This is a genomic window from Streptomyces sp. NPDC050743, assembly GCF_044456925.1.
GTDB lineage: Bacteria > Actinomycetota > Actinomycetes > Streptomycetales > Streptomycetaceae > Streptomyces.
On record NZ_JBITGJ010000330.1, the window covers coordinates 1 to 1428 of the forward strand.

A 1428-nucleotide genomic window follows, 5' to 3' on the forward strand; every position below is an offset into this window, starting at 1 on the left:
GCTCGAGGGCGTCGGGGTTGGGGAAGATCTGGACGACGTCGGTCCGGCGCTTGATCTCCCGGTTGATCCGCTCCAGCGGATTGGTTGACTGGATCCTTACCGTTCTGCCTGGGTTCACCCCGGTCATTCGTAGGATCGGGAGGCCCAGGGGCGCCGGGTATGGCTGTACTGGATGCGCTGTTGGTTGTGGCTGAAGAAGATTGGCCGCCCGGCGCCCCGCGACGACTCGACCGCTAATTGGGATGAGCGAAGTGGATCGCTGTGTAAGGACACGTCGGCGAGGTCGTCTGCTGGGACAGGTACGAGAACGACGACGGAGGCACTGGTGCCCGAACTCTGGGCAGGTACGGACGCGGGCAAGGGCGAACACCACTGCACGGTGATAGACGCCGATGGGGCGAAGGTGCTCTCGCGGCGCGTGCCGAACAACGAGTCTGAACTGCTGGAACTGATCACCGACGTCCTGCGCATCAGCGAGGACGTGACCTGGGCTGTCGACCTCAACGCCGGCGGAGCCGCCCTGCTGATCGCGCTGCTGGTCAATCACGGGCAGAAGCTCCTCTACATCCCCGGCCGCACCGTCCACCATGCCTCCGCCTCCTACCGCGGCGATGGAAAGACCGATGCCAAGGACGCCTATGTGATCGCCGACCAGGCGCGGATGCGCCGCGATCTGGAGCCGTTGACAGCTGGCGACGAGATCGCGGTGGACCTGCGGATCCTCACCGCCCGCCGCTACGACCTGGCCGCGGACCGCACCCGGGCGATCAACCGGATGCGTGCCCAGATGCTCGAGTACTTCCCGGCCTTGGAACGCGCCTTCGACTACAGCGCTTCCAAGGCGTCGCTGGTGCTGCTGACGGGGTACCAGACTCCGGCCGGCCTGCGCCGGATCGGTCGGAACCGCCTGGCGGCCTGGCTCAAGAACCGGAAGGTCCGCAATGCCGCGGCCGTTGCGGCCACCGCGATCGAGGCGGCCGAGGCCCAGCACACTGCCGTCCCCGGCGAGAAACTCGCCGCCGCCCTGGTGGCCAAGCTCGCAAGGGAGGTGATGGCCTTCGATGAAGAGATCACAGAGACGGACAAGCTCATCGAAGGCCGGTTTCGCGAGCACCAGCACGCCGACGTGATCCTCAGCATGCCCGGAATCGGTCCCGTGCTCGGCGCGGAGTTCATCGCCGTCACCGGTGGAGACATGAACACGTTCGGCACCGCCGACCGCCTTGCCGGCGTCGCGGGGCTGGCTCCGGTGCCCCGTGATTCAGGCCGCATCAGCGGCAACCTGCACCGGCCACGCCGCTACAGTCGACGCCTGCTACGCGTCTTCTACCTGTCTGCCCAGGCCGCCGCCCGTTGCTGCCCCGTCTCCAAGACGTTCTACGAGCGCAAGCGCAGCGAGGGCAAGGGCCACAAGCAGGCTGTGCTCGC

1 protein-coding gene and 1 pseudogene are annotated in these 1428 nt (G+C 67.0%); one reads left to right on the forward strand and one right to left on the reverse strand.

All coding sequences use genetic code 11. The features are described 5' to 3' along the window. A pseudogene (locus ACIBJF_RS53425) lies at window positions 1–97 on the reverse strand (transposase); the annotation flags it as partial. Window positions 98–325: 228 nt separating this feature from the next. Between ACIBJF_RS53425 and ACIBJF_RS53430 the strand changes: the two are divergent. Beyond that, window positions 326–1428: IS110 family transposase (locus ACIBJF_RS53430; RefSeq protein WP_399185117.1), on the forward strand; the 1103-nt coding region annotated here is incomplete at its 3' end.